5 protein-coding genes are annotated in these 7,131 nt (G+C 32.1%); 1 reads left to right on the top strand and 4 read right to left on the bottom strand.

Annotated elements, in window-relative coordinates; all coding sequences use genetic code 11:
* Positions 1-86 precede the first annotated feature (86 nt).
* Positions 87-779 (bottom strand): hypothetical protein, encoded by a 693-nt coding sequence (locus tag O3801_RS07435; RefSeq protein WP_371454555.1) that lies wholly within the window; start codon positions 777-779, stop codon positions 87-89.
* A gap of 177 nt (positions 780-956) precedes the next feature.
* Complete coding sequence (nrdD, locus tag O3801_RS07430; RefSeq protein ID WP_371454553.1) at positions 957-3,140, bottom strand: anaerobic ribonucleoside-triphosphate reductase; 2,184 nt, start codon at positions 3,138-3,140, stop codon at positions 957-959.
* Between the two features lie 406 nt (positions 3,141-3,546).
* Here nrdD and O3801_RS07425 point away from each other — a divergent pair, with 406 nt between their 5' ends.
* On the top strand, positions 3,547-4,239 hold the full coding sequence (locus O3801_RS07425; protein ID WP_294683662.1) for a GTP pyrophosphokinase: 693 nt from the start codon (positions 3,547-3,549) through the stop codon (positions 4,237-4,239).
* 54 nt (positions 4,240-4,293) lie between these two features.
* Here the strand turns inward: O3801_RS07425 and O3801_RS07420 are convergent, their stop codons facing one another.
* Together O3801_RS07420 and grdD are read right to left on the bottom strand one after the other, a co-directional pair.
* Positions 4,294-5,664 (bottom strand): APC family permease, encoded by a 1,371-nt coding sequence (locus O3801_RS07420; protein ID WP_371454552.1) that lies wholly within the window; start codon positions 5,662-5,664, stop codon positions 4,294-4,296.
* Between the two features lie 323 nt (positions 5,665-5,987).
* The gene (grdD, locus tag O3801_RS07415; RefSeq protein WP_371454551.1) at positions 5,988-7,130 is read right to left on the bottom strand and encodes a glycine/sarcosine/betaine reductase complex component C subunit alpha; all 1,143 of its coding nucleotides are present in this window, start codon (positions 7,128-7,130) and stop codon (positions 5,988-5,990) included.
* Position 7,131: the final 1 nt, after the last annotated feature.

Below are 7,131 nucleotides of genomic sequence, written 5' to 3'. Positions count from 1 at the left end.
ACTTCTAATTCTTTATTAAAATTCTTTCTATAAAAAAATCGAGGATGAGAATTTTTCCTCATACCTCGCATTCAATATTTACAATATTATTTTTTTCCTTCTTTTGAAGCGAATAAAGATACGATAGAATCTAGAGTTGTTTTTGGTTTTTCTTCTACAACTTCTTCTACTTCTTCTTTTACTTCTTCTGCTTTTTCAATTACTGGAGCTACCGCTTCATGAATTTCTTCAAATGTAGGTTCTACTTTTTCTTCGTAGTGATCTACAACTGTTTCTTTTGCACTTTCTACAACTTCTTCTACTTTTGTAAACGTAGGTTCTGCAGCAGGTACTACTGTTTCTTTTACCTCGTCAACTACTGGCGCAGTTACTTCTTCAGCTTTCTCTACAACAGGAGCCGCTACTTCTTCTACTTTTTCTACTACAGGTTCTGTAGCTTCTTTCACATCTTCTACTTTTTCAGTTACTTCAGTAACAACTTCTTCCTTAACTTCTTCAGCTTTTGCTCCTAATTTTACAAAGTTATCTTCTACTTTTTCAGACTCTTCAGCAGATGTTAATTCTTCAAGTTTTTCTTTAGCAATATCTTGCTCTTCTTGTGTTTTAGCTTCTAATTCTTGAGTTTTTTCATTAATAATTGCTGTTAGTTTTTCAATACCATTTTTAGTATTTTCTTTCAGTAATTCTTTATGTTTTTCTAACTCCTTAGGATTTTTATAATAATAAGCTCCTAACGCACTCACTGCTCCTAATAAAGCACCTTTAAAAATTTTACCCATGTTTAATTTCCTCCTAAATTCTTATCAGTATTGATTTTATCAAAAAAATCAGATAATGTAAAGGATTTAAAGGATTTTATTTTTATAGATTAAGTTTTTATGCTAATCATATTAAAAGAGTATAGAAGCAACATTCAAAAATATACCACTGAATGTCGCTTCTATTAGAAATTATTTTTATTTTAAATGTTTTACCCTTGCTACTATTTCTTTGTGTCGTCCTTTAATCATCGGACGTGCTTGAGGATTTCCTAAATAGCCACATGTTCTCTTAACGACATCACAGCTTTTCGGATCTTTATTTCCACATTCTGGGCATTTAAATCCTTTTTTAGTAGGCTCAAATTCACCTTCATATCCACATTTATAACAACGGTCAATAGGTGTATTTGTTCCTAAGTATCCTACCTTGTCATAAGCAAAGTCCCATACCGCTTCTAATGCTTTTGGATTTTGTTTCAACACTGGATACTCACAATAATGAATGAATCCACCGCTAGCATAGTATGGATAATCCTTTTCAAACTCTAGCTTCTCAAAAGGCGTTGGATTTTTCCTTACATCATAATGATATGAGTTTGTATAGTATTCTTTGTCCGTTATATTTTCTACAATACCGAACTTCTCAGTATCCATACGACAGAATCTATCAGTTAACGATTCACTAGGAGTTGAGTAAATACTATACCAGTAATCACCTTCTTCAGTCCATTTATCCACACATTCCTTCATATAACGCATAATATCTAAAGTGAATTCTTTCGCCTCAGGATTTTTCTCCCATTCTCCCCCATAAAAGACACTTGCCACTTCATATAAACCTATATATCCTAACGATAATGTAGAACGTTTATTGTCAAATAATTGTTTTACCCTATCTTCAGGTTTAAGTCGTTTACCAAAAGCTCCATGCATATAAAGAATCGGTGCATTTTGAGGTTTAGCCTCCCCACAGCGTTTCGCTCTGTAATCTAGCGCATCTTTACAAATTTCTAATCTCTCTTTAAAGATGTTCCAAAACTCTTCTTTATCTCCTTTTGATTCAAGTGCTATCCTTGGAAGATTCAATGTTACTACTCCAAGGTTCATACGTCCACTCTCAACTAACTCACCTTGTTCATTTCTCCACGCAGGAAGGAACGATCTACATCCCATCGGAGTTTTACAACTACCAGTAATCTTCGTAATCGTATCATACATAAGTACATCTGGGTACATTCTTTGAGTCGCACATGATAATGCAAGTTGCTTCACATCGTAGTTTGGATCTGTTGGTTTAAGATTTAATCCATCTTTAATAACAAAAATCAATTTAGGAAAAATAGCAGTTCTTTTCTCTTTTCCTAATCCTTCAATTCTCACATTAAGAATCGCTTTTTGTATTTCTCGTTCAAAGTAATCTTCGCCAAGCCCAAAACCTAAAGATGTAAATGGTGTTTGTCCTTGAGATGAATATAAAGTATTAATTTCATACTCTAAAGATTGCATTGCATCAAAAATATCTTTTTTAGTTTTCTTATCCGCAAATTCCTTTTGTTTTTCCTCATCATCAATCCACTCTTTAGCCATTTTTAAGTTTTTCTCATAGTTTAGCTGAGCGAACGGTGCAAGTACCTCATCTATTCTATCTGCACTACATCCTCCGTATTGACTTGAAGCAACGTTAGCAATAATTTGAGCCATTTGAGCAGTAGCAGTTTGAATACTCTTAGGACTATCTACATCAGCATTCCCAATTTTAAAGCCTTTTGTTAACATCTCTTTAAAGTCAATTAAACAACAGTTTGTTAAAGGTTGATAAGGTGAGTAATCTAAGTCATGATAGTGAATATCTCCCTTTTGGTGCGCATTAGCCACATGTTTTGGTAACATTTTAAGTCCGATTGCTCTAGCTACAATACCACTAGTTAAATCACGATGCGTATTAAACACTAAACTATCTTTATTAGCATTTTCATTTACTACATTCTCATCGCGATTAACCAATTTTTCTATCGCTACATTTATGTCAAGACTACGTTCACGCTCAATATCACGCATACTTCTATAGCCTACATACTCTTCATAAATCGCCTCTTCTCCTAAAGTAAGAAGAGTATGCTCCACGATATTTTGAAGTTCATAGATCTTGATATCCCCTTTAAATCTATTAGCAATCTCCAAAATAACATTATCCACAATACCATTAATATTAACACTATGGTTTTTGCCAAAGACAGAATGTACAGCTTTTTCTATCGCATTATAGATTTTCTCGGCATCAAACTTTACTACACGTCCATCCCTTTTTATAACTAATAAATTTTTTGTTAAACTTTCTACTTTCGCTTTTGTATATGAATATAAATTATTATTTTGCATGTTATCCCTCATTTCGATATAATTTTAGATTCATAAAAACATCATAATACTATCTTATCTCAAAAAAAATTCCCTGTCTATAGTTGATATTTCCCGGAAATTTAGAATCCTTATAAGATAGCCTCTCGTGTTAATTGTGAATTTTTTTAGATAATCTGTTTTTTACAAAATATTTTAAAAACCCTATTATATTAACTTTTGTCGAGGTTAACATATACCACTGTATTAGTTTCTTACTATTTATTTACATGATACAGTTTTCCAATTTCCTTATACTATCCCGATTAAAAATGATGTTCAAAAAGTTCACTTATACCTAAAAAAATTATTTATTTATCACTTAAACTATATTTTAATAAAGAGATTTATGATAAAATTATAGTAAATAATAAAGTGAGAAATTTATATGAAAAAAACACAAATCGAAAAATTAACCGATCAATTATTTTCTATGGAAAATGATAGTTCGCTATTAATAAACGAATTAGAACCTTATGTAGAATTATTTATGCACTACGAATGTGCTATGCTTGAAATTGAAACAAAACTAAATGTATTCGATAAAGAATTTTCTCTTCATGGTGAGAGTAATCCTATCGAATCTGTCAATACTAGGCTGAAAACACCTATTAGTCTAATGAATAAACTAAAACGCCTAGACTTACCTTTTGACATAAATACAATAAAAGAGAACATCTATGATGTTGCGGGTGTTCGTGTTATATGCTCATTTAAAAACGATGTTTATAAACTTGTCGACGCACTAAAGCAACAAGATGATCTTACAGTTATAGCTGAGAAAGACTATATTACAAATCACAAAGAAAATGGCTATAGAAGTTATCACCTTATCGTTAAGGTACCAATCTTCTTATCAGATAAAGTAGAACATGTGGCTGTTGAAGTTCAATTTAGAACAATAGCCATGGATTTCTGGGCAAGCTTAGAACATAAGCTTAGATACAAAAAAAATTTAAGTGAAGAGAAAGAAAAAGAAATAGCGCGCCGTCTTCAACTCTGTGCGGAGATAAGTGCTAAACTAGATAACCAAATGCAAAAGGTTAAAGAAATAATAGAAGATGATTCACAATTCTTATAAAAAAGCTTGGATATTAGATAAAGTCTAATATCCAAGCTTTTAACTACTATACTCTTATTTTTCTTTACTATGATTTTTGGAATAAATAAAGTAAATTGCTAAACCTACTAAAATCCAGCATCCAAAAATTTTCCAAGTTGATAATTGAATACCATATAATAACACTATAAATAATAATATTGATATTATTGGTAAATACGGCATTCCTGGCATAGTAAATCCTCGTTTTGCGTTAGGATAATCCCTTCTAATAATAAATGTTGCATAGCTAACCAACGCAAATGCTATTATGTATGAAACATTAGCCAAATCAGCTAATTGTCCTAGTGGTAAAAATCCGGTTAAGATAGTCATTAATAAACCAACACCAATTGTTGTTGATCCTGGTATACCGCTTCTATTTAATATTGATAATTGTCTTGGTAATAGTCCATCTCTACTCATTGTATATAGAACTCTAACCGCAGCAAACATCGTCCCTAAAGGTCCAGATAGAAGACCGATTACCGCCCCTAAGGAAACTACTCCTGCTAATTTCCCTTGACCTACTTCACCTAGTACATACGCTAAGGCATCACCTTTTCCTAACTGAGTAAATGGAACCATTCCAGTAATAACTAAACAAACAACTATATAAAATACAGTACATAAAAACAGTGTAATAATAATTGCTCGAGGTAATGCTTTTTGTGGATTTATCGTTTCTTCTGCTGAAGTTGAAATTGTATCAAAACCTAAATACGCAAAGAACACCGTTGTCGCACCTATCATTACTCCAGAAATCCCTTGTGGTGCGAAATTATCTGTCCAGTTTGTAGGTGCTATATAAAACATACCAACAAGAACAAATAGTAATATTACTAAAATTTTAATAGCAACCATAAAATTATTAACAAACTTACTACTCTTCGTCCCTTTAAACAAGACTATCGTTATTAATAAAACAACAGTCATCGCTAAAATATTCCCATATCCACCTTCGCTAGGTAATGTTGTAAACTCCTTAGGGATTATTATTCCAAAACCTGCTAATAAAGATTTAAAATAACTTGACCATCCATTAGCTATTGCAGCTCCTGCAATTATATAACTTCCAGCTAAAAGCCAACCCATACAATGAGCAACGACCTCACCCAATGTAATATAACTATACGTATAGACACTTCCACTTGATGGTATTGTAGAAGACAATTCTGCGTAACATAAAGCTGTAAGTCCACAAGCTAATCCAGCAATTAAAAATGAGAAAATTACCGATGGACCTGACTTAGATGCAGCTTCTCCCGTTAATACCAGTATACCCGAACCAATAACAGAACCTATTCCTAAGAGTATTAAGTCCAAAGTTTTAAGTGTTGGTCTTAAAGTCTTTTTTCCACTTTCTCCAAGTACTTTCTCTAGTGTTTTCTTTCTGAAAATTTGCATTAATAAAAAATTTCTCCTTTCATTAGAATCACCAATACATTCTAACAATCCTTCTCTATTTAATGACTTCCAACTTTAATATTATAACGTGATAATCTATTTTGTTCAAATTTTTCTTATTTTCTTAATTCTATCAAATACAAAGTAACGTACATTATTTTCCTACAAATACTAAAAAATTCAATCGAATTTGACAAAGAAACACAAAAATCTCCAAAAATACCCTCTTACTGGAAATATTATCCAATAAGAGGGTATATAATAATTTTTTAAACCATAATGTGGCTTTTCCTTCTCATAGAAACCATTATCTATTGTTCAGATTATGAAATAAGCCCTTCATTTTTAAGAATTTCTTCTGCTGATTCTTTCTTATCAGGATTTACTAAAACGATCGGTCCAGTACATCCCATTCCGCTCTCAGCGTATATTCCATTTTTCCAAAGTAGTTTAGTTGCATCTTCAAGGTCTAGAATATCAATTCCAGAGATTTGTGCAGTAACTACTTCTTTTTCTGGCATTTTAACTTCTTCAGTACAAGCTGAGCCTTCTTTTTTAACTTTCAATTTAGAAATGAATTCATCTAGTTTAGCTTTATTAGCTTTTTCAAATTCTTGTCTTGCTATTTCATTTACTTTACCTTTTGCTACTTCATAGGCATATTTTAATGCATTAGCTACAACAGGTGAACCAGATGCTCTTGATAAAATTAAAATTCTTCTATCATAATCTTCTCCCACACCAGGTCCATATCCAAATCCACTAGCTTCATAATCTCCACCAGTAGTAAATGCTGAGAATACTTTCATGAATAAGTTACCAGTTAATGAATCAACAACCATAACATCTGGAGTTCCCATAAGTAAATCATTACCTCTCATTACAGAACCACCATCTGCTCTTTGAGATGTTGCAAATTCAAATTCATAACCATTTTCTTTAAGATCTAATAATATTTTTTCAACTTGTCTAGCACCTTCAACATTAGCGATACCAACTGTTGGATTAGATTTTCCAAGAGACTTGGCAGTAGCAATACCGTATAGTGTATTTCTTACCATCGCTTCTACTCTATTAGTTGCCGAAGTACCTGTTGTTGTAGCAAGAAGCATTTCATTACCCCTTCCTGGTGTAACAACTCTACCGACAGTAGATACACCAATAGGGAAATTGTAATGCATAGTTACACAAGAAGCAATTTCACCTTTATCTAAAAGGTCTTCCATAATTTTGTGAGCTTCATCTTCATCTTTTGCTTCATAAGATTCGAAGTCCTCATGTCCTTTACCTATTAAAACTATGTCGAAAACAGGATTTTTAGCTAATATTGCACCTTTAAGTAAGTTCTCAAAGCCATGTTCACTTCCTAAAGTTGTTAAACCAACTTTTAATTTTTTACCAAAGTTACCAGTTTCAATGGCATTAGCTACTTCTAGCAATACTTCTGATATAACTTGTTTACTCATA

The sequence above is a fragment of the Gemella sp. 27098_8_149 genome, from assembly GCF_041433745.1.
In the GTDB taxonomy this organism is placed as follows: Bacteria; Bacillota; Bacilli; order Staphylococcales; family Gemellaceae; genus Gemella.
The sequence above is the reverse complement of the archived record's forward strand: the minus strand, read 5'-3'. Positions and strand labels throughout refer to the sequence as shown.

Excerpts from the sequence above, each read along its gene's own strand:
- O3801_RS07420 (WP_371454552.1), bottom strand. The coding sequence starts at position 5,664 with ATGCAAATTTTCAGAAAGAAAACACTAGAGAAAGTACTTGGAGAAAGT.
- O3801_RS07425 (WP_294683662.1), top strand. The coding sequence starts at position 3,547 with ATGAAAAAAACACAAATCGAAAAATTAACCGATCAATTATTTTCTATG.
- nrdD (WP_371454553.1), bottom strand. The coding sequence starts at position 3,140 with ATGCAAAATAATAATTTATATTCATATACAAAAGCGAAAGTAGAAAGT.
- O3801_RS07435 (WP_371454555.1), bottom strand. The coding sequence starts at position 779 with ATGGGTAAAATTTTTAAAGGTGCTTTATTAGGAGCAGTGAGTGCGTTA.
- grdD (WP_371454551.1), bottom strand. The coding sequence starts at position 7,130 with ATGAGTAAACAAGTTATATCAGAAGTATTGCTAGAAGTAGCTAATGCC.